General features: G+C 61.8%; 23 protein-coding genes. 12 read left to right on the top strand and 11 right to left on the bottom strand.

Going from position 1 to position 20,791, the window contains the following annotated elements:
* The first annotated feature begins 43 nt into the window (after positions 1–43).
* The 6 genes from ETW23_RS18130 (at position 44) to ETW23_RS18155 (ending at position 4,376) form a co-directional block, all read left to right on the top strand.
* A complete protein-coding gene (locus ETW23_RS18130) occupies positions 44–613 on the top strand; it encodes an NYN domain-containing protein (RefSeq protein ID WP_019296609.1) in 570 nt (189 codons plus the stop codon).
* 386 nt (positions 614–999) lie between these two features.
* Positions 1,000–1,950, top strand: a complete 951-nt coding sequence (gene ispH / locus ETW23_RS18135; RefSeq protein WP_134830824.1) for a 4-hydroxy-3-methylbut-2-enyl diphosphate reductase — start codon at positions 1,000–1,002, stop codon at positions 1,948–1,950.
* 102 nt (positions 1,951–2,052) lie between these two features.
* Positions 2,053–2,667 carry a LysE family translocator gene (locus tag ETW23_RS18140; protein WP_134830825.1) on the top strand — a complete coding sequence of 205 codons (615 nt, stop codon included), beginning with the start codon at positions 2,053–2,055 and terminating at the stop codon, positions 2,665–2,667.
* A gap of 18 nt (positions 2,668–2,685) precedes the next feature.
* Entirely contained in the window at positions 2,686–3,279 is a 594-nt protein-coding gene (locus ETW23_RS18145) for a class I SAM-dependent methyltransferase (RefSeq protein WP_134830826.1), read from the top strand.
* Complete coding sequence (gene rnhA / locus ETW23_RS18150) at positions 3,272–3,736, top strand: ribonuclease HI (RefSeq protein ID WP_134830827.1); 465 nt, start codon at positions 3,272–3,274, stop codon at positions 3,734–3,736. The genes ETW23_RS18145 and rnhA overlap by 8 nt, the downstream gene beginning before the upstream one ends.
* Before the next feature lie 16 nt (positions 3,737–3,752).
* Positions 3,753–4,376 (top strand): trimeric intracellular cation channel family protein, encoded by a 624-nt coding sequence (locus ETW23_RS18155; protein WP_129369318.1) that lies wholly within the window; start codon positions 3,753–3,755, stop codon positions 4,374–4,376.
* A 206-nt stretch (positions 4,377–4,582) separates the two neighbouring features.
* Here ETW23_RS18155 and ETW23_RS18160 read toward each other — a convergent pair whose 3' ends face one another.
* The 6 genes from ETW23_RS18160 to def (ETW23_RS18185) form a co-directional block, all read right to left on the bottom strand.
* Complete coding sequence (locus tag ETW23_RS18160; protein ID WP_164982661.1) at positions 4,583–5,575, bottom strand: glycosyltransferase family 2 protein; 993 nt, start codon at positions 5,573–5,575, stop codon at positions 4,583–4,585.
* 131 nt (positions 5,576–5,706) lie between these two features.
* Entirely contained in the window at positions 5,707–5,943 is a 237-nt protein-coding gene (locus ETW23_RS18165) for a GlsB/YeaQ/YmgE family stress response membrane protein (protein WP_134830828.1), read from the bottom strand.
* A gap of 10 nt (positions 5,944–5,953) precedes the next feature.
* Positions 5,954–6,190: a hypothetical protein gene (locus ETW23_RS18170; protein ID WP_129369315.1), complete on the bottom strand. Its 237-nt coding sequence runs from the start codon at positions 6,188–6,190 to the stop codon at positions 5,954–5,956.
* 13 nt (positions 6,191–6,203) lie between these two features.
* Positions 6,204–7,109 (bottom strand): methionyl-tRNA formyltransferase, encoded by a 906-nt coding sequence (gene fmt / locus ETW23_RS18175; RefSeq protein ID WP_134830829.1) that lies wholly within the window; start codon positions 7,107–7,109, stop codon positions 6,204–6,206.
* A 127-nt stretch (positions 7,110–7,236) separates the two neighbouring features.
* Positions 7,237–7,734, bottom strand: a complete 498-nt coding sequence (gene def / locus ETW23_RS18180; protein WP_134830830.1) for a peptide deformylase — start codon at positions 7,732–7,734, stop codon at positions 7,237–7,239.
* Positions 7,735–7,747: 13 nt separating this feature from the next.
* Entirely contained in the window at positions 7,748–8,266 is a 519-nt protein-coding gene (gene def, locus ETW23_RS18185) for a peptide deformylase (protein WP_129372793.1), read from the bottom strand.
* 110 nt (positions 8,267–8,376) lie between these two features.
* Here def (ETW23_RS18185) and ETW23_RS18190 point away from each other — a divergent pair, with 110 nt between their 5' ends.
* Both ETW23_RS18190 and ETW23_RS18195 read left to right on the top strand, forming a co-directional pair.
* Entirely contained in the window at positions 8,377–9,549 is a 1,173-nt protein-coding gene (locus tag ETW23_RS18190; protein ID WP_134830831.1) for a MalY/PatB family protein, read from the top strand.
* A gap of 2 nt (positions 9,550–9,551) precedes the next feature.
* Positions 9,552–10,082 carry a murein L,D-transpeptidase family protein gene (locus ETW23_RS18195; protein ID WP_134830832.1) on the top strand — a complete coding sequence of 177 codons (531 nt, stop codon included), beginning with the start codon at positions 9,552–9,554 and terminating at the stop codon, positions 10,080–10,082.
* A gap of 9 nt (positions 10,083–10,091) precedes the next feature.
* On the opposite strand, the gene ETW23_RS18200 is transcribed toward ETW23_RS18195, so the two are convergent.
* Positions 10,092–10,460: a hypothetical protein gene (locus ETW23_RS18200; RefSeq protein WP_134830833.1), complete on the bottom strand. Its 369-nt coding sequence runs from the start codon at positions 10,458–10,460 to the stop codon at positions 10,092–10,094.
* A 214-nt stretch (positions 10,461–10,674) separates the two neighbouring features.
* On the opposite strand from ETW23_RS18200, the gene ETW23_RS18205 reads away from it, so the two are divergent.
* From ETW23_RS18205 to ETW23_RS18220, 4 genes are all read left to right on the top strand, one after another.
* Complete coding sequence (locus ETW23_RS18205; protein ID WP_134830834.1) at positions 10,675–11,649, top strand: glutathione S-transferase family protein; 975 nt, start codon at positions 10,675–10,677, stop codon at positions 11,647–11,649.
* A gap of 148 nt (positions 11,650–11,797) precedes the next feature.
* A complete protein-coding gene (locus tag ETW23_RS18210) occupies positions 11,798–12,760 on the top strand; it encodes a threonine-phosphate decarboxylase (RefSeq protein ID WP_134830835.1) in 963 nt (320 codons plus the stop codon).
* Positions 12,757–13,668: an adenosylcobinamide-phosphate synthase CbiB gene (gene cbiB, locus ETW23_RS18215; RefSeq protein ID WP_134830836.1), complete on the top strand. Its 912-nt coding sequence runs from the start codon at positions 12,757–12,759 to the stop codon at positions 13,666–13,668. Before ETW23_RS18210 ends, cbiB begins: the two co-directional genes overlap by 4 nt.
* 46 nt (positions 13,669–13,714) lie before the next feature.
* Entirely contained in the window at positions 13,715–14,884 is a 1,170-nt protein-coding gene (locus ETW23_RS18220) for a lytic murein transglycosylase (protein WP_134830837.1), read from the top strand.
* On the opposite strand, the gene ETW23_RS18225 is transcribed toward ETW23_RS18220, so the two are convergent.
* The 4 genes from ETW23_RS18225 to ETW23_RS18240 all read right to left on the bottom strand — a co-directional run bounded on the left by ETW23_RS18225 (position 14,881) and on the right by ETW23_RS18240 (position 20,651).
* A complete protein-coding gene (locus ETW23_RS18225; RefSeq protein ID WP_348773135.1) occupies positions 14,881–15,225 on the bottom strand; it encodes a hypothetical protein in 345 nt (114 codons plus the stop codon). The two genes, ETW23_RS18220 and ETW23_RS18225, sit on opposite strands and share 4 nt — an antisense overlap.
* Before the next feature lie 70 nt (positions 15,226–15,295).
* A complete protein-coding gene (locus ETW23_RS18230) occupies positions 15,296–15,763 on the bottom strand; it encodes a YbjN domain-containing protein (protein ID WP_134830838.1) in 468 nt (155 codons plus the stop codon).
* Positions 15,764–15,821: 58 nt separating this feature from the next.
* On the bottom strand, positions 15,822–19,277 hold the full coding sequence (locus tag ETW23_RS18235; RefSeq protein ID WP_134830839.1) for a chromosome segregation SMC family protein: 3,456 nt from the start codon (positions 19,275–19,277) through the stop codon (positions 15,822–15,824).
* Between the two features lie 165 nt (positions 19,278–19,442).
* Complete coding sequence (locus ETW23_RS18240) at positions 19,443–20,651, bottom strand: PLP-dependent aminotransferase family protein (RefSeq protein WP_134830840.1); 1,209 nt, start codon at positions 20,649–20,651, stop codon at positions 19,443–19,445.
* Positions 20,652–20,791 lie beyond the last annotated feature (140 nt).

Genomic DNA, 20,791 nt, shown 5'->3' on the forward strand with positions numbered 1-20,791 from the left:
ACGGAAGACCCGGCCGGGACGGTTATACCGGAAGGAACATTTTATGTTTTATAAAGACGAACGGCTTGCGCTGTTCATAGACGGGTCGAACCTGTACGCCGCAGCTAAGGCGCTTGGGTTTGACATCGACTATAAGCTTTTGCGGCAGGAATTCATGCGCCGCGGCAAGCTTCTGCGGGCCTTTTATTACACTGCCCTGCTGGAGAATGACGAGTATTCACCGATCCGCCCATTGGTCGACTGGCTGCATTACAATGGCTTCACCATGGTCACCAAACCGGCCAAGGAGTACACCGACAGCATGGGCCGCCGCAAAGTCAAAGGCAACATGGATATCGAGCTTACCGTCGATGCCATGGAATTGGCCCCGCGGGTGGATCATATCGTGCTTTTCTCAGGCGATGGCGATTTCCGGCCGCTGATTGCCAGCCTGCAGCGCCAGGGCGTGCGTGTCTCGGTGGTGTCTACCATCCGCAGCCAGCCGCCTATGATCTCGGACGATCTGCGCCGCCAGGCTGACAATTTCATCGAGCTGGAAGAACTGCGCGATGTCATCGGCCGCCCGCCGCGCGAGCAAAGCGAACCGCGTTCAGCGACCGCTGCGCACGGCTAAGAAAAACCTGCCGGAACAAGGCGCCTGATGGGGTGGCGCCTTGTTCCGGACAGCGCGTTCCCCCGCTTGACTATTGGTCTGATTGCGGCGGGTTGCCCGTATTGTTGCGTGTGGCGCATCCAGCGTGCCGGCAGTGCCCTGAACCGGTGGATCGCCGGCATCAATAAGCTGCTTTGAGCTTGGGCGGGGCCGTCTGAACGGCCGCGCCAGCCGCTGCCTGTTAAAGGCAGAAATTGTCTTTTTCATACAATCACCGCTGTCCGCGCGGCACTTCCGGCCTATTTGCGGCCGGTCGCCGCGGCAAGTTCCGCAGGCACCGGCTGCGGCCCCGCCGGCACTGGACCTTACGGCCCGAACCGCTTACCTCTGGCCGTAAGGAGACGCCAATGACCAAGCCAGCCCTGACACTCTACCTTGCTGCGCCGCGCGGCTTTTGCGCCGGAGTGGACCGCGCCATCAAGATTGTCGAATTGGCGATCGGTAAATGGGGGGCGCCGGTCTATGTGCGCCACGAAATCGTGCACAACAAATTCGTCGTCGACTCGTTGCGCGACAAGGGCGCGGTGTTTGTCGAGGAGCTGGACGAATGCCCTGATGACCGCCCGGTGATCTTTTCCGCCCACGGGGTTCCGAAATCAGTCCCGGCTGAGGCCGGCCGCCGCGAAATGGTCTATGTCGATGCCACCTGCCCGCTGGTCTCCAAGGTGCATATCGAGGCCCAGCGCCACGCCGAAGCCGGCCTGCAGATGATCATGATCGGCCACAAGGGCCACCCCGAAACCATCGGCACCATGGGACAGCTGCCCGACGGCGAGGTGCTGCTGGTGGAAACCGTCGAGGACGTGGCCGCGGTGGAGGTTCGCGACCCGGATCAGCTGGCCTATGTCACCCAGACCACCCTGTCGGTCGATGACACCAAGAGCATCGTGGCAGCATTGCACCAGCGGTTCCCGAACATTACCGGCCCGCACAAGGAAGACATCTGCTACGCCACCACCAACCGCCAGGAGGCGGTGAAGTCGGTGGCGCCCAAAGCAGACGCTCTGTTGGTGGTCGGGGCGCCGAACTCCTCGAATTCCCGCCGCCTGGTCGAGGTCGGCGCCAAAAACGGCTGCGATTACGCCCAACTGGTGCAACGCGCGGACAACATCGACTGGCGCGCGCTGGAGGGCATCCGCTCGGTTGCCATCACCGCCGGCGCCTCGGCCCCGGAACTGCTGGTCAACGAAGTGATCGACGCCTTCCGCGGCCGCTACGACGTGACGGTCGAGGTGGTGGAAACCGCTGTCGAAACCGTGGAATTCAAGGTGCCCAAGGTGTTGCGCGAAACCGCCTGACGAAACGCGGCTGGATTGCGGCGAAAGTCACAGAAAACACGCCTGCGGTACGCTATTCATGTTACCCAAAAGCACTCGGACATTTTTTCAGGAGCCGTATTGATGATTACCCTGCAATTTCTGATCACCGCCTTTGTTGTTGTCCTCGCCCCGGGTACCGGCGTCATTTACACATTGGCCCTGGGCCTCGGCCAAGGCCGCCGCGCTGCGATCTGGGCTGCGCTTGGCTGCACCTTCGGCATTCTTCCGCATTTGGCTGCAGCAACCCTCGGGCTGGCGGCGGTCCTGCACAGTTCGGCGCTGCTGTTCCAGATGGTCAAGGCCGCAGGCGTTGCCTATCTGCTTTATCTGGCCTGGCAGGCCCTGCGCGGCGGCGGCGTCCTGGCCGTCAGCTCTAAGCGTACCAGCCAGCCCGGCCGGACCATCGCCTGGCGCGGAGCGCTGATCAACATTCTGAACCCCAAACTGTCGGTATTCTTTCTGGCGCTGCTGCCGCCGTTCCTGAGCGGCACCCCCGCCAGCGCAACGCTGGAGATGTCCGTTCTGGGACTGGTGTTCATGATGATGACCTTCGTCATTTTTGTGTTCTACGGACTGTTTGCCGCACAGGCCCGCAATTATCTGCTGAACAGCGAGCGGGTGCTGAAATGGATGAGCCGAGGCTTCGCCGCCGTGTTTGCAGGCCTCGCAGCCCGGCTAGCGTTGGAACGCGCCTGAGCCTACGGAGACCGCAGTATGACCGATTCAGAAACCATCCGCGTCTACGATAGCCGCGCCGCAGATTATGCCGCACTGACAGATGAGCAAGCCGGAAACGACCCAAGCCTGGCGGCCTTCATCGAAGCCTGCCCCAAGGGTGGCCGGGTGCTTGATCTTGGCTGCGGCCCCGGTACTGCTGCTGCGTGCATGGCCCAATCCGGTCTGCAAGCTGACGCGCTGGATGCCTCTGCCGAGATGGTCGCATTGGCGGACCAGCACGCTGGCGTCAACGCCCGCCTGGCGACCTTCGATCAGATCGGAGGCACCGCGATCTATGATGGCATATGGGCCAATTTCAGCTTGCTGCACACCCCGCGCGCCGATATGCCCCGGCATCTGGCAGCCCTCAAGCAGGCGCTGAAACCCGGCGGTGTGTTTCACATCGGCATGAAACTGGGGGAAGGCGGAGCCCGCGACGGTATCGGCCGCCTCTATACCTATTACTCCGAGGACGAACTGGTGCAGCTTCTGGAACAGACTGGCTTTGTCGTGAAAACCCGCAAATTCGGCGAGGCTGAGGGCCTGGATGGCACCATGGCCCCCTTCATTCTGGTGACCGCCCATGGCTGAGCTGTTTGCCTATACCGATGGCGCTTGCTCCGGCAACCCCGGCCCCGGCGGATGGGGTGCGTTGCTGCGTGCGATGGATGGAGACACCGTCGTCAAGGAGAAAGAACTGAAGGGTGGCGAAGCCGAGACCACCAATAACCGGATGGAGCTGCTGGCGGCGATTAACGCGCTGGAAAGCCTGGCGCGCCCGTCCACGCTCACCGTGGTGACCGACTCGGCCTATGTGAAGAACGGCGTCACCGGCTGGATCTTCGGCTGGAAGAGAAACGGCTGGAAAACCTCCAGCAAGAAGCCGGTCAAGAACGTCGAGTTGTGGCAGCGCCTGGACGAAGCGCAAGCCCGCCACAAAGTGACCTGGGAATGGGTCAAGGGCCACGCCGGCCACCCGGAGAACGAACGCGCGGATGAACTGGCCCGCGCGGGCATGGCGCCCTTCAAGAAAAAGAAGAGCGCCTGATGCAAGCGCACTGCCCATGACATTTCTGGCGCTGCTGGATTACGCTTCTGTTCTGGTTTTTGCCCTGTCCGGCGCACTGGTAGCCAGCCGGGCACAGCTGGATATCGTCGGCTTTGCTTTTGTTGCCTGCCTGACTGCGCTTGGCGGCGGCACGCTGCGCGACCTGCTTTTGGACCGCAATCCGGTGTTTTGGATCGGCAACCCGAATTACATCCTGCTTGCGGCCTTTGCAGCGGTGGCCGTGTTCTTCACTGCGCATTTGCTGGAAAGCCGGTTGCGCTGGGTCGTGTGGCTCGACAGTTTTGCGCTGGCCGTGGCCGTCCCCGCGGGGACAGGTGCTGCGCTGGCGCTGGACAGCCCGCCGGTGATCACCGTGCTGATGGGCATGGCTACCGGAACCATGGGCGGTTTGATGCGCGACGTCGTCTGCAACGAGGTGCCATTGGTGCTGAAACAGGGTGAGCTGTACATCTCCTGCGCCATGGCAGGAGCGATCACTGCCGTTATGATGATCTGGCTGGGACTGGAGGTGCGGTTTGCCCTGCTGGCCTGCGCCGGGGTGTGCTGGACATTGCGGGCAGGTTCCATCCTGTTCGGCTGGCACCTGCCTGTCTACAAAAGCCGCCCGCCGCGCAGTTAAGACCGACTTGCGGCCAGAACAATGGGCGCCTTCCTCCAATCAACCGGAAATACCTGATTGTGAACCCAATCTTCACAACCCGGATCCGGAAACTGTCACCAGCGCAATCAGATACGCGGCGGCTGCGGAGCAAGGCTGCTCAATCTGCCGCCACCGGAAGCCAAGACGCGCTGACACGAATGGCACCCGCTACCAATCAGCCGCAATCAGGCGGTTTTGCGGCTGTCAGCCAACGAGTTCAGAAACTCCTGGCCGTCCTTGCTGATCCTGGCTTTCCGGCCCTTGCGCCGATGCCAGACCAGCGCCATTTCATGATATTCCCGCAGATTGTCGTCTTGCAGAAGGTCTTCCTTGATCTGCAGCGCGGCTGAGAAATTGTCCGCCAGCCGCCGGTCTTCTTCTTCATTCTTATCAAACTTGTGCCAGTAGCCTGGCTCGATGGAGGAGGTGAAGTGGTTTGCCCGGCCACGCGCTTTCTTGTTCAGGAACCCGTCACGCGACCGCAGCGCATAGTGGTTGAGCTGCGCTGCAGAATAGCCGTAGCCGCCGCGCACGTACAGGGCGCCTTCCAGCTCATCCTCCGGCAGGCGTGTGCCATCGGCAAGCTGCCAGTTCACCTCGCCCGCCGTGTCCGCAAGAAAAGGGCGGTGAACCCCCATACGGGTGAATTTCCCATTTTTGCGGAACGCTGTCTTGAAGAAACGGTGTTCATCCGGGAGCCCCGCCGCGGGTTCAGCCAGCACAAAGGCCTGAGGCACAGGGGGGTGATCCACAGGTCCAACACCCGCATTGCCGAAAATGCGCCAAACAAAGGAAACCGCATCTGCATCCGCCCGCTCTGCCAGCAGCCCCGGCAACGTGCCGTCACCGGAATTGATCTGCAGATATTCATCGACGTCGATCACCAGAACCCAGTCGGCATTGTTCACCTTGGGCTCGTACTCCGCCCACATCAGTGCGCTTTTGTGCGGGCCGCGGCGCACAACCCGGCTGAACCGGTGTTCGATTACACCCATCCGGTGCAGACAGCGCAGGATATGGTCCGTGGGATCGGAGCATTCATTGGTGAAGATGACAAAATCGCTGACACCAATGGATTTGTAGTGGCTGATCCAGTCGAGAATATAGGCGCCTTCATCCTTCATGGTGGTCACAACCACCACGTTCGGCGCGCCGGGCTGGCCGCTGTCCTGTGTCATCTGCAAATGCCCTCTGCCTCGATTTTCCACCGCATTGCTCAGCGGTTGAGATATTGTATTCATTCAGCGGCCCGGTGCAGCAGAAATCGCGCGTTCTCCCTTCGGCTGTGGCCTGTGTACCTCAGCCGGGATTACTTGTGCAGATAACGCTGCCAAAGCCAGATCAGCACCAAAGCGCCCAGTACCGCGCCGGCAAAGCCGGCCATGAACCCCATGACCGCCAGCAGGGCGCGCAGCACCAGCCCGCCGATCAATGCACCGGCCATGCCAATCACAACAGTTGTGATAATATCGGTTTCAAGCCGCATCAGCCGGGTCGCCAGGAAACCTGCCGCAGCGCCGATGATAATCAATGCAAGAACGGGCATAGCAATCTCCCTATCTGCGCCAATGGGTCGGCACGATCACCAAGGCCCCGATGGAAGAAGCAATCGCATTCCAGCCCGGCGCGCTGAAGCCGATGCCGAACATCAGCCGCATGAAATAGAACAGGAACGCACCGCCAGTGCAAATGATGATCGATGGCACATAGCCATTGCTGGTAAAGCCGCTGCGTTCAGAAGCGTAGCCGACAATACCGGCAATCACCACGGTGCCCATCAGGGTCAGAATCATGCCCGGCTCCAGGTTACAGGCGGCAGCCCTTCGAAACAGGGTAGCCACGTAAGAATGCTTCAGGATCCTGCGCGCTTTTACCTGCCCGTTGCAAGCGCAACAGCTGGACCGCCCCGGACCCGCAAGCGATTGTCAGATTGTCATCCAGAACTTCGCCCGGCGCGCCTTGACCCTTTGCCAAACGCGACGCCAGCAGCTTGACCCGCTGGCCCTCGATTTCGCACCAGGCGCCGGGGAAGGGCGACAGCCCGCGGATCTGACGGTCCACTTCAGCCGCCGGACGGGTCCAGTTTATCTGCGCCTCGCCTTTGTCGATCTTTTCGGCATAGGTAACACCCGCCTCCGGCTGCACCTCAGGCGTCAGCTCTGCCAGGCGGCTTAGGGCGTCCACGATCAGCGCAGCGCCCATCTCCGACAGCCGGTCATGCAGCTGGGCGGTAGTTTCCCCGTCCCCGACTGCGGTGGCCTCCCGCAGCAGCACTGGACCGGTGTCCAACCCTGCCTCCATCTGCATGATGCAAATGCCGGTTTCCGGATCACCCGCCATGATCGCCCGGTGGATCGGCGCCGCACCGCGCCAGCGCGGCAAGAGGCTGGCGTGGATGTTCAGGCAGCCATGTTCGGGTGCGTCCAGAACCGCCTGCGGCAGGATCAGACCGTAGGCCACAACCACCGCCACATCCGCATTCAAAGCCGCAAAGGCTTCCTGTTCTTCTGCCCCTTTCAGAGAAACTGGATGGCGCACTTCCAGTCCCAAGGCGGCGGCGCGGGCGTGGACGGGCGCGGGCCGGTCCTTCTTACCGCGGCCTGCAGGCCGGGGAGGCTGGCAGTAAACGGCGGCAATTTCGTGCTCTGCATCGACCAGCGCATCCAGCACCGGCACCGAAAAATCAGGCGTTCCCATGAAGATAATACGCATCTGCATCCCCTGCCCCGGTTGCCCTGCCCGCAGCCGTCAAAACGGGCCTTACGCAGTTTCGCGTCCGTCCTGGGGACGGGGCCGGGCGCGAACCGGGCCCAAGCGGCCCGGGAAATGAAATCCGGCCTCAGCCGTTCAGCTTTTTCGCCTTGCGGATCAGCATGTCGCGTTTCACCTTGCTTAGACGGTCGAAATACATCCTGCCGTTCAGATGATCGATCTGATGCTGTACCGAGGTCGCCTCAATTCCGATAAAATCCTTGCGGTCAACCATGCCCTGTTCGTTGATGAAACGGACGGTCACGGCACGCGGGCGTTTGATCTTGGCTGAGACGCCCGGCAGATTGGGGCTGGCTTCGTCATGCTCGCGCAGTTCGATCGAGGAGTGCAGGATCTCCGGGTTGGCCAGCTTCACCGCGCGGCCGCGTTCGGTGGAGCCGTCCACCACTGCCAGCCGCAGCATCACGCCGATCTGGTTGGCGGCCAGGCCCACGCCCGGCATCGCGTCCATAGTATCAACCATGTCGTTCCAGATTTCACGAATCTCACTGGTGATTTCGCTCACGTCTTCGGCCTTGGTGCGCAGGCGCTTGTCAGGCCAGGGCAGGCAGGTGCGGACGGTCATGTCTGATGTTTCCTCAGGCGCGGGCGCGTTCGCGCTTCAACTTCTGCATCTTGCGGGTGATCATCTGGCGCTTCAGCGGTTTCAGGTAATCGATGAACAGCTTGCCATTCAAGTGGTCGATCTCATGCTGCACGCAAGTGGCCCAAAGCCCGTCGAAGGTCTCGCGCTGCGCATTGCCGTCGCGATCCATCCATTCGACTTCTACGACCCTGGGACGGGTCACTTCGGCATACTGGTCCGGGATCGACAGGCAGCCTTCCTCATAGACGTTGGTGTCGTCCGACGACGACAGGACCTGCGGGTTGAACATCACCAAGGGGCGCGCATCGCCGTCCTCTTCCTTAACGCAATCCAGCACGATCAGCCGTTGCAGAATACCGATCTGCGGCGCCGCCAGACCAATGCCGGGGGCTGCATACATGGTTTCCAGCATGTCATCCGCCAGCACGCGCAAATCATCGCTCAGGTCCGGCACAGGCACACAGACCTTTTTCAGGCGGGGATCGGGATGGATCAGGATCGGTCGTTTCATGCGCTTCATGTATGCGATCAGCAGCGCCATCGCAACGCCCCCTTGCGCGTGCCGCTGCAGCGGCTAGCTTCGCATGCAAAGTTACGGGCAACGACACGGGAATTCACCACATGAATTTTGACAAAATCACCGACCGCTGCGGCACTCACAGTTCGAAATGGGACAAGATGGAGAAACTGTACGGCATCCCGGCGCAGGACGGTCTGGCGATGTGGACGGCGGATTCCGACTATGAAACTGCGCCTTGCGTGATTGATGCCGTCAAAGCCGCCGCCGAACATGGTGTCTTCGGCTATTCCTGGCAGCACCCGGAGTATCTGCAGGCGGTTCAATGGTGGATGAAAACCCGCCACAGCTGGGACATTGAAACCGATTGGGTACTGACATCGCAAGGGCTGGGCAATGCCATTGCCCTCTGCCTGGATGTCTGGAGCCAGCCCGGTGATGGCGCTGTTATCTTCTCGCCCGTTTATCATGAGTTTGCGCACAAGGTGAACAAGTCGGGGCGCAAGGTTACCGAATGCCCGCTGGCGCGCGACGGCGATACCTACAATCTGGACCTCGACGATGCGCAATCGCGCCTGAACGGAACCGAGAAGCTGCTGCTGTGGTGCTCGCCGCAAAACCCCTCAGGCCGGGTCTGGACCGCCGAAGAACTGCGCGCAGTGGCAGAGTTCGCCAAGCGCAACGGGTTGATTCTGATCTCCGACGAAATTCACCATGACCTAGTCTATTCTGGCAGCACTTTTGTGCCGATGGACGTGGCGGCCCCCGACGCACGCGCCTGGACTGTGACCCTGACCGCGCCTTCGAAAACCTTCAATATTGCCGGCCAACGGACCGGCAACATGATCATTCCAGACCCGGAGCTGCGCGCCGCAATGCGGCACCGGCAGAACACGCTGGACTATGATCCCAGCGCGCTTGGTGTTGCGATGATCACCGCCGCGTATTCTCCCGAGGGCGCCGAATGGGTGGATGCCCAGGTCGCCCACCTGGAAGGCAACCGAAGACTGTTTGACGCGACCGTGAACGCCCTGCCGGGGCTGCAATCACTGCCGCTGCAATCGACCTATCTGGCCTGGGTGGATTTCTCCGGCACCGGTATGAACCGCGAGGAATTCATCAAACGGCTACGCGAAGACGCAAAGATCGCGACTTCGCCCGGCGACGGTTTCGGCACCGGCGGCGAACTCATGGAACGCTTCAACCTGGCCACCCAGCGGTCACGGGTGGAGGAAGCCTGCCGCCGCCTGACTGCAGCCTTCTCGGATCTGCAGTAACCATGAAGCGCCTGCTGCGTCTTCTGGCGCTGGTTATTCTAACCGGCGCCGCCTGGGCCGCCTGGCAGGCTTTTGCACCGCGGCCCGCACCGCCGCCGCAGGCCGCGGCGGTGGAGCGGATCGACCGCATCCTGATCGAAAAATCCGCCCGCCGCCTGACCGCCAGCCGGGCGGGTGAGACGGTGCTGGAGTTCCCCATTGCGCTAGGGTTCGAACCGGCAGGTGACAAGTTTCAGGAAGGTGACGGAAAAACGCCCGAAGGCACATTCCTGATCGACCGGCGCAACCCCAACAGTGCCTATCATCTGTCGCTGGGAATCAACTATCCGCAGCCCGAAGACAGGAAGCAGGCCCAAGCGGCCGGGGTCAGCCCCGGCGGCGACATCTTCATTCATGGACAGCCGAATTCGGTAGGCGATCTGATCACCCTGCCCGGCGATTGGACCGCCGGCTGCATCGCTGTCAGCAATGAACAGATGGAAACGCTGTGGCGCCTGGCAGAAATCGGGACGGAGATTGAAATCCGTCCCTGAGCCAGCGGCTCAGATCTTGCCCTGCGACTGGTCGAAGGGGATCAGCCCGGAAGGTGCGTCCGGGGATTTGTAGAAATCCAGCGGTGCCCTGTCCGCAGCGGGTGTTGAGCGCTTGAATTCATAGCGCATCTCGCCGCCCTCTTCTTCGCTGGCAACGATCAGGCATTGCGACAGGTGCCGCGCTCCCTCGTAAAGATCGACCAGCCCGCGCAGCATCGGCGCGGTCTCTGCCTCAACCGAAAAACCCGTCTTCCACATCCGCAGAACCGGGACCAGCTCATTGTCCGCCATTACCCGCAAACGGCTTTTCTTGCGCATCCCCTGAAGGCGGGCGGTGTCCAGCGCTTCCTGCACGGCTTTGGGCACATAGGTATTCATCGTTCCGGCCTTCCAAATGCTTAGGGTCTCTCGGGTCCTTCTTTCAACGGTGCGTCACAAATATATAAAATCAAGTGAACATTTTCGGAAATTTGACGGTCGCGCAATTTTGTTGCTCTTGTGCAGTGGCGCAGAGGGCTTGCGCGCTGCACTGCATAGGCACCCGGCCTGAGCAGGTCTATGTTTCCTGCGCACAGCAGCAGGAGCAGACCCGATGGGCCTTTTGATCGACGGGAAATGGCACGACAAGTGGTATGATACCAAATCCAATGGCGGCGCGTTCAAACGCAGCGAATCGCAGTTCCGCAACTGGATCACAGCCGATGGCAGCGCCGGTCCTTCGGGCAAAGGCGGCTTCCCGGCAGCAAGCGGACGCTATCACCTTTTTGTCTCGCTCGCCTGCCCCTGGGCCCACCGCACGCTGATCTTCCGCAAGCTGAAGGGGCTGGAGGATCATATCTCCGTTTCCGTTGTGCATCCCGATATGCTGGGCGAAGGCTGGACCTTTGACAGGGATGACCATGGCGCCACCGGCGACACTCTGTTCGGCAGTTCCCATATGCACCAGATCTACACCCGCGCCGATGCAGGCTATACCGGCCGGGTGACGGTGCCGGTTCTGTGGGACAAGGAACAGGATACCATCGTTTCCAACGAAAGCGCCGAGATCATCCGAATGCTCAACTCAGCGTTCAACGGGATCACCGGCAACACCGGCGATTACTGGCCGGAAGAGCTGCGGGAGCCGATCGAGGCGGTGAACGCCCGCATTTACAGCACCATCAATAACGGCGTCTACAAATGCGGCTTTGCTACCACGCAAGAGGCTTATGACACCGCAGTCAAGCCGCTGTTTGAAAGCCTGGACTGGCTGGAGGACCTGCTGTCGCAACACCGCTACCTGCTGGGGGACCGCGTGACCGAGGCCGATTGGCGGCTGTTCACCACACTCCTGCGGTTTGATCCGGTCTATCACGTGCATTTCAAGTGCAACCGCAAGCGGTTGGCGGACTACCCGAACCTTTGGGCCTACACCCGCGAGCTGTACCAATGGCCGGGCGTGGCGGAAACCGTCGGCATGCAGCATATCGTGCGCCACTATTACTACAGCCACGACACCATCAACCCGCACCGGATCATCCCGGTCAATCCGGATATCGACTGGCAAGAACCGCACCGGCGCGGCTGATCCGCCGCTGGCAGCCGCCAATCCGGCGATTCCGGACGATACCGCTAAAATTAGGGAGTTCACGCCCCGTCCCGGTTGCTTTATGAACCGCTGTGTCTGATTTGACGTCCGATCCGTTCGGAGCAACATTCAACCGGTGGCTACCGCGATGCTTGAACTCCCGCATGAAAATGCAGCCCCATCCAGGGACCACGGCGGCAATTTGGGCGTTGCCATGGCAGAATTCGGCGGAACCCGCAGCGATTGGATGGACCTGTCCACCGGTATCAACCCGCACCCCTATCCGCTGCCGGACTTTACTGCCGGAGATTGGGGCGCGCTTCCGGACGCCGATGCGCTGACCGATATGGAACGCGCCGCGCGGTCGTTCTGGAACATCCCGGATGAGGCCGCCGTCCTGGCTGCCCCCGGTGCATCAGCCCTGATCGCAGCCCTGCCTGCGCTGGCCGCGCCGCGCTGGGTGCAGATCAGCAAGCCGACTTACAACGAGCACGCCGCTGCTTTTGAAGCCCGCGGGTGGAAGATTCGCGTGGATGGCCCGGCTGAGGCCCGTGTCGCGGTGCATCCGAACAACCCTGACGGCCGGATGTGGAAAGAAGAGCAACTCACCGCACCGCTCACTATTATCGACGAAAGCTTTTGCGACGTCTGCCCAACGGAGAGCCTGATTCGCATGGCCGCCCGCCCCGGCGTGATTGTCCTGAAAAGCTTTGGCAAATTCTGGGGCCTCGCCGGCCTGCGGCTGGGCTTTGCGATCGGCGATCCCAAACTGATCGCCGCTCTGTCAACGTGGCAAGGCCCTTGGGCCGTCTCCGGCCCGGCCCTGCGAACTGGCGCGCTGGCCCTGCAGGACCACGGCTGGGCCGGAGACACCCGCAGCCGGCTCCGGGCGGATGCGGCGCGGCTGGATGAAATGGTGCTTGCCAAGGGCGCCAGCCTGGTGGGCGGCACCGATCTGTTCCGTCTCTACAATGTTGACGATGCTGCTGCCTGGCAGGATAAACTTGCCCGCGCCCGCATCTGGAGCCGCATTTTCCCTTATTCCAAAACCTATCTGCGCCTCGGCCTGCCGCCCGCTGACGGTTGGGACCGGCTGGAGGCCGCGCTATGACTACCGCGGCAATGCTGGCGGTGGCCCTGGTGCTGGATGCCGTTTTCGGCGAGCCCAAATGGCTGTGGTCCCGTATCACCCATCCGGCGGTGCTGATGGGCAAGGCAGTCGGCTTCTTCGACCGCAAGCTTAATACCGGCCAAAACCGCCGCGGCAAAGGCGTGCTGGCGGCGTTGGCGCTGGTTCTTTGCGGCATTATCGCCGGCAAGCTGCTGTCGCTGCCCGGCACGCTGGTGGAAATCCTGGTGGCAGCCATCCTGATCGCCCAGCGTTCGCTGATCGAACATGTTGCTGCCGTTGCCAAGGGCCTGCGCAGCAGCCTGGAGGATGGCCGCCAAGCGGTGGCCATGATCGTCAGCCGCGACACCGCGGCCATGACGGCGCCGCAAGCCGCCCGCTCTGCCATTGAAAGCGGCGCCGAGAACATGTCGGACGGCGTCATCGCCCCTGCCTTCTGGTTTCTGATTGCCGGGTTGCCGGGCCTGATTGCTTACAAGATGGTCAACACCGCCGACAGCATGATCGGCTACCGTACCAGCCGGTATGAGGATTTCGGCTGGGCATCTGCCCGTCTGGACGACCTGTTGAACCTGATCCCGGCCCGCCTTACCGGGGTGCTTATCGCCCTGTCCAGCGGCCAGCTGCGCCACTGGGGCGCAATTTCTGCAGACGCCCGGAAGCACCGGTCGCCCAATGCAGGCTGGCCTGAAGCCGCCATGGCGCGGGCGCTGGACACCGCACTGGCCGGCCCGCGATCCTATGAGGGGCAGATGCGCGATTTTCCCTGGGTCCATGCCTTTGGTGCCAAAAGCGCCAATGCCGAAACCATCACCCGCTCCGTGACCCTGCTTTGGCAGACCTGGGCGCTTGCGCTTGTCCTGACGGTTGCCATTGCCACGGTTTTCTAGCACATAAGGCCCTGCGGGAGCGGTCAGACAAAGGAGCGCCGGATCAATGCGCCTAATGCCCTTCGTCCTTGCAGCAAGCCTGCTGCCTGCGGCGGCAACTGCCCAATGCGGCGGCGGCTTTCAGAATTTTGTTAAGCTGATGAAAGACGAGGCGGTGCAGGCCGGATATGACACGTCCACTGTCAACGCCTTCTTCTCGGGCACCCGCAAAGATGCCCGCGTGCTTAAGGCCGACCGTGCCCAGGGTGTGTTCCAAAAACCTTTCATCGAGTTCACCCGCCACCTGATCTCGCAAAGCCGGATCAAGCGCGGCCGCCAGATGGCGCAAAAACATGATGCCACCTTCCAGCGGATTGAGAACACCTATGGCATTGACCGCGGTGTGCTGTTGGCGTTCTGGGCCTTCGAGACCGACTATGGCGGCTATCAGGGCGATTTCAACACCCGCGATGCGCTTGTCACCCTGGCGCATGACTGCCGCCGCCCGGAGCTTTTCCGGCCGCAGGTCTTCTCGGCACTGGAGCTGTTCAACCAGGGCAATTTCGATCCCAAACGCACAACAGGCGCCTGGGCCGGCGAGATCGGCATGGTACAGATGCTGCCCGGAGATATTCTGGATCATGGTGTCGATGCCGACGGCGATGGCCAGGTCAGCCTGAAAACCTCTGCCGCCGACGCGCTGATGTCGGGTGCGCGGATGCTGTCCCATTTGGGTTGGAAACCGGGCCAGCCCTGGCTGCAAGAGGTCATCATCCCTCAGGATCTGGATCTGACGCTGACAGGCACTGGACGCAAGAAATCCGTGGCCCAGTGGCGCGGTCTGGGCGTCTCTGCGCGGGACGGCAAACTCCCCGATCCCTCCATGCGCGCTTCGCTTCTGCTGCCGCAGGGCCACAAGGGGCCGGCTTTCCTCGCTTACCCTAACTTTGACGTCTATTTTGAGTGGAACCAGAGCTTTACCTATGTCCTCACGGCTGCTTACTTTGCCAACCGGTTGAAAGGTGCGGAAGCCTTTAGCGCCGGCCAACCCGAAAGCGGGCTGAATGGCACCCAGATGAAGCAGTTGCAGCAGATACTCCAGGCCCGCGGCCATAACGTTGGGGATATCGACGGCATTCTCGGCGCCCGCACCCGGATTGCAGTGCAAAAAGAGCAAGCCCGCCTTGGCCTGCCCGCTGATGCCTGGCCGACGCCGGCGCTGCTGCAGAAGCTTTAACGGACCGGGAACCGCTCGCCCTTTTCGGTAATCAGGATAACCCGGCTTCCATTGCGCACATACAGATCGCAGCGGCCAAGTCCGTTGGCGAACTCCACGCAGACGCTGCCATCTGCGGCAATCCGGTAAGTGCCCCAAGCGGTGCCCCCGCCGTTCTCCGCCGAGTAAGTATAAGCATAGGCGCCATCGCTGCCATACAGAGACTCTCCGCCATCATAAAAGCGAAAGGACCGGCCTGACAGCGCGTCCAGTTCGTCCTGCGCCAAGACCGTGTCGCCGGGCCGCAGCGGCCAATCGCCGGCCAACGCGCTGCCTGCCATCAGAGATAGAAAAAGGGGCATGATCCATTTCATGCCCCTACCTTAGCGGTTCACTTGTTAAGCTGGTGTCACGATCCGGTGACTCGTGGGTTCACCAGTCAATGAAAGCTTCGAAATCCAGCATTGCGCGGTTCCAGATCCCCACTGCCTCGGCAAAATCATCCGGGCTCATGCCCTTGTTGCCCAGGAACACATCCATTTCGATCCGGGCTGAACCCTCTTCCGAGACATAGCCGCGGGCAAAACGGTTTTCATTGTTCCACTCGTTGATCTTGGACAGGCGCACGCTGCCGTCTGTCTGATAGCCGGAAAAGAACTGGATGGCCTCGCAGTTGGTGTTGTTATCGCAGCCGTAGTAATAGACTGAGAAATCGTTGCCGTAATACTCAACTTTCAGGTTGGGATCACCTACGCTGTCCGTGGTTACTTCGACCTTGGCGCCCTCATCCTTGAAGAAACCGGCAACACTGTCGCCGGTTTTGGCGACTACATTCTGGGCCGCCGCGGCAACCGGGATCATCAAGACCACGGATGCGGCAATTGCTTTGAGCATATTCATTTGTCACTCCACTAATAAATTCAAAAACAAAAGCACCAATCCCAGTAGTGCCTCTGCCTTAGGCCACCATCGCCTCTGCTTTCTTCAGGTCAACTGAAACCAGCTGGCTAACGCCCTTTTCCTGCATGGTGACCCCAAACAGCCGGTCCATCCGCGCCATCGTTACAGCGTGGTGGGTGATGATCAGGAAACGGGTGTCAGTCTGGCGGCACATCTCGTCCAGAAGGTCGCAGAAGCGGGTGACGTTAGCGTCATCCAGCGGCGCGTCGACCTCGTCCAGCACACAGATCGGCGCCGGATTGGACAGGAAAACCGCAAAGATCAGCGCCATCGCGGTCAGCGTCTGCTCGCCACCCGACAGCAGCGACAGGGTCGACAGCTTTTTGCCCGGCGGCTGGCACATGATCTCCAGGCCCGCATCCAGCGGATCGTCGCTTTCGACCATCACCAGATTGGCCTCGCCGCCGCCGAACAGATGGGTGAACAGCATCGCAAAGCTGTTGTTCACCTGCTCAAACGCCGTCAGCAGCCGTTCGCGCCCCTCGCGGTTAAGACTGGCAATCCCGTCGCGCAAGGTCTTGACAGCGCCTTCCAGGTCCAGCTTCTCGGCGACCAGCGTGTCATGCTCGTTCTGCACGCCGCGGGCGTCTTCCTCTGCCCGCAAGTTCACTGCACCCATAGCATCGCGCTGGCGCTTGCAGCGGTCCACGTCGTGTTCCAGGTCATCCGAGGCGGGCATTTCATCCGGTGAAACGTCCAGCTTCTCCAGCAATGCCTGCGGGGTGATCTGCTGCGCCTCGATGATGCGGCCCGCGGCCTGGGTCACCGCCTCCTTGGCCGCATCGCTGCGCGCCTCGGAGCGGGCGCGTGCTTCGCGTGCCTCAGATGCCAGCCGCTCGCATTCGCGTTCCTTATGAACCGCGTCGCGCAGTTCGGCCTCGGCTCCAATCAACGCTTCTGTTGCCGCAGACTTACGCACCTCTGCCTCGGAAATCGCCTCGTTCAGCTCCTCGCGTTTCCCGGCAATCTCCGCCGGGACTGCATTTGCCTCTTCCAGCTCTTCTTGCGAGGCTTCGCGGCGTTCGGCCAATTCTGCGATCCGTGCCTCAGCGCTCTCCAGACGGTGGCGCCAGCCGGACAGTTCCTTGGTCACTTCCTGGGCGCGCTTGGTGCGGGCCTCGCCTTCACGGCGAAGCTCATCGTGGGAGGACCGGTGAGTCAGCATGGTGATCCGCGCCGCCTCGACCGACTGCTTGATGTCCTCAACCGCAATGCGGGCCTGGTCCAGATTGCCGAGATCCCCCAGCGCTTTTTCCGCCTCTTTCAGCTGCAGGCTGGAACTCAGCGCGTCTTCCTCATGGCGGGAGACGGCAATCCCCAATGTCTCAAGTTTGGCCTCAGCCAGGTTGCGGTCCGCCTCGGCACGGCTCAGCGCACGCGCGGCGTCAGCCACCCGCTGGTCGGCCACGCGGCGCGCCTGGCGGGCGTTCTGGTCGGCCAGCGTCACCTCCTCCAGCTTGCGCAACAGCATCTCATGTGCCGCGCGCGCGCCGTCCGCCGTGGCGCTGACACGTTCCATCTCCTGCTTCAGCGTTTCCAGCTTGTTCAATTGCTCCAGCCGCAGGGCTGCTGCACTTGGCGCGTCCTCGGCCCAGGCGCGGTAACCATCCCAACGCCATAGGTCACCCTCAACCGTCACCAGCCGCTGCCCTGGCATCAGCTGCGCCTGCAGCCCTGCTGCCGCATCGCCATCCACCAGTCCGATCTGCGCCACCCGGCGGGACAGGGCATCAGGGCCGGAAACAAACAGCGCCAGCGGCTGCACACCATCGGGCAGGGGCGCATCCTGATCATAACCGGACAGCGACACCCAGCCCGTCGGCCCGTCCGCCTCCGCCAGCGGCGCACGCAGATCATCGGCCAGTGCCGCACCCAGAGCCTTTTCATACCCCGGAGCCACGGTCAGCTCGTCCAGGATCTGCCCCCCCTCGGCGGTATCCCGCTCCACCAGTTTGGCCAGCGCCGTAACCTCGGCACGCAATGCGCCCAGCCCGCCTTCGGCTTCCGAGCGCTGCGAACGCGCTTCGGCCTCCCGGCTTTGTGTCTCGGTGCGGGTCTCATCCGCATCGGCCAGCGCCTCTTCAGCCATTTCCGAGGCCTCGCGGGCCTCTTCCTCAGCGGCCACCGAAGTTTCGAATTTCTCCACCGCCAGTTCCAAGGCATCCTGCGCCTCGCCCTTGGCGGCGCGGGCCTTCTCAGCCTCGCCCTCGGAACGGCCCAAAGCTCGTTGGCAATCCTCTAATGCACGGCGTGCCGACTGGTGGCGAGCCGCCAGACGGGCCACATCCTCGGTCACCTGCGCCAGATGATCCTCGCGTGCCTGCAAGATCGAGTCGGCATCGCGCGCCAGCTCCGCTGCTTCGGCCATCTTTCCGTCATGCCCGTCACCGGCCTTGGAAAGCTCGCGCTGCTCCCACTCCAGCCTTTCGATGGTTTCGCCGGCGTCCTTGTTGAGCCCCGCTTCGCGCTCAATGTCGTTGCCCAGCTGCACAACACGACTGCTGAGCCGTTCGATGGTCTGGCGCGCCTGCGCCTCCTGATCGCCCAGCGAATCCCGTTGCACCGCCAGCCGCTGCAGGATGGCAGCGGCAATCGCCTCCTCTTCCCGCAAGGGCGGCAACTTTTCTTCAAACGTGCCGCGCTGCGCCGCGGCTGCACGCACCAGCGCCTCAGCCTTGGCGGCCTGCTCAACCCGCGCCCGCAGCTCATCCTCAGAGGCCAGCCGCAACGCATCCGCTTCGCGCCAGCGGCGGTACAGCAGCATGCCCTCGGCCAGGCGCAGCTTTTCACCAATCTCTCGGTAGCGCTGCGCCTGCCGCGCCTGCTTGGCCAGCTGCGCCAGCTGTGCCGCCAGCTGCTCGATCACGTCATCGACACGCAGCAGGTTGGCTTCGGTGTTCTTCAGCTTCAGCTCAGCCTCGTGGCGCCGCTGATAAAGGCCGGAAATACCCGCCGCCTCTTCCAGAATACGCCGCCGTGCCTTGGGCTTGGCGTTGATCAGCTCGGCGATCTGCCCCTGCCGCACCAGCGCCGGCGAATGCGCCCCGGTCGAGGCATCGGCAAACAGCATCTGCACATCGCGTGCCCGCACATCCTTGCTGTTCGACTTGTAGGCACTGCCCACATCGCGGGTGATGCGGCGCACGATTTCCAGCCCGTCCGCCTCATTGAACCCCGAGGGCGCCAGCCGTTCAGAATTGTCGATTTGCAGGCTGACTTCGGCAAAGTTGCGCGCAGGCCGCGACGAAGTACCGGCAAAGATCACATCTTCCATGCCGCCGCCGCGCATTGCCTTGGCACGGGTCTCGCCCATCACCCAGCGCAAAGCCTCCAGAAGATTGGATTTGCCGCAACCGTTTGGACCCACAACCCCGGTCAGCCCATCGGCAATGACCAGTTCGGTAGGATCAACAAAGCTTTTGAAGCCGTTCAGCCTGAGCTTGGAAAACCGCAAAGCTGCCCCTCCGTGATTCCGGATCGAGAAAGTTCAGCGGTTCCTATCGTGTGTGTCAACGCTCTGCATCCCCAAATCGGGGCGAACCTGCCTCAAACTACACCATATCTTGTGGATAACCCGCACAACCCGGCGATCTTTTGCCAAGCCGGTGGCAATCCGGCCTTAGACATAGCCCAGCAGCCGGCCCAACCGGGCAATCCCGTCCTCAATCGCCGTATGGTTAGAGTTGGAAAAGCTCAACCGGATCGTGTTCTGGCCGCTGCCATCGGCGAAAAATGCCTGCCCCGGGACAAAGGCCACCCTCTCCGTCTCCAAAGAACGGGCCAGCAACTGCGCCCCATCCATGCGGTCCGGCAGGGTCATCCACACGAACATGCCGCCCTCAGGCCGGGTCCAGCTGACACCCTCCGGCATGTGCTCCGCCAGCGCCGCCAGCATGACGTCCCGGCGGCGTTGGTAGACCGCGTGCAGCTGCGCCACATGCACATCGAAACGGGCCTCGGCAACGCCATGGACTGCCATCTGGTTGATTGTCGAACTATGCAGGTCCGCCGCCTGCTTAAGCAGCACCATTTGCGTGATCACCGGCTTGGCTGCCACCGCCCAGCCGATCCGCAAACCCGGCGAAAGGGTCTTGCTGAACGAACCGCAATAAATCGTCCGGCAGTCCTCAATCGAGCCCTTCCGTTCCAGCTCCAGCGCCAGAACCGGCGGCACCACTTCCCCATCATAGCGCAGCGACTGGTAAGCCGCATCTTCGATGACGGCACACTCCAGACTGTCAGCCAGTTCCAGCAGCCGCAGCCGCCCGGCGAGGTCCAGGGTCTCTCCGGTTGGATTGGCAAAATCCGGCGACAGATAGGCGAATTTCACCGCGCTGCCCGCGTCCGCTGCATCCTCGGCATAACTTTCCGCCGTTCGGTTGCCCTTCAAAGACAGCCGGTCATAACGTGGCTCATAGGCGTTGAACGCTGCCAGCGCGCCCAGATAGGTCGGCCAGCCGACCAGTGCAGTATCCCCCGGCGACAGGAACAGCTTGCCCAGATAATCCAACGCCTGCTGGGAGCCGGAGGTGATCAGCACATTGTTCGCATCACAGGCGATACCGATCTTCGCCATCACCTCAACAATCCAGTCACGCAGCGGCAGATATCCCTCGCTCACTGAATACTGCAGTGCCATGGCCTGCCGTTCCGGTGTCAGCGCATTCTTGAATGCATCGGCAAATTCATCCGCCGGAAACAGTGCCGGGTCCGGGATACCGCCGGCAAATGAGATGATATCCGGCTGGTCCAAGAGCTTCAGCAGTTCGCGGATTTCCGACGCCTTCATCCGCGTGTTCCGGCTGGCAAAGCTCTGGTCGAACTGCATCCTGGCTCTCCTGGCTTGGGATCTGGTGCCACGGTAGGAGAGCGTGAAATAATGTCAACAATACTGACCTAATGTTACAGCCTTCGTGATCCCTGCCTGCCCTTGCAGCCCCTCCTCCCCGTGGTCATATGATTTGACCA

Source organism: Leisingera sp. NJS201, assembly GCF_004535885.1.
Taxonomy (GTDB): Bacteria; Pseudomonadota; Alphaproteobacteria; order Rhodobacterales; family Rhodobacteraceae; genus Leisingera.